1 protein-coding gene is annotated in these 263 nt (G+C 40.3%); it reads left to right on the forward strand.

Annotated features, from left to right (window positions below; translation table 11 throughout):
- The coding region (locus FFM82_RS13475) for a transposase (RefSeq protein ID WP_137646250.1) at positions 1-263 on the forward strand (263 nt) is incomplete at both ends.

Raw genomic sequence — 263 nt, forward strand, 5'->3', positions numbered from 1 at the left:
TTTCAACCAATACCATTGTTAGACGGTTAAGATTACTCGGAAAAGGCACTCAGCCAGTCTTCAACGGACTACCAGCAACTCTTTGTATCGACGAATTCAGATCCACCAACAATCAGATGAGCTTTATCGCCATCGACGCCCAAAATCATGACATCATCACGATTTTGCCTGGAAGAAGAAATCAAGAGATTAGAAACTACTTCAAAAATCGTTATTCCACTAAGAATCGGCAACAAGTGATTCGCGTTGTTATGGACTTTAAT

The organism is Lactiplantibacillus plajomi, assembly GCF_005405405.1.
GTDB lineage: Bacteria > Bacillota > Bacilli > Lactobacillales > Lactobacillaceae > Lactiplantibacillus > Lactiplantibacillus plajomi.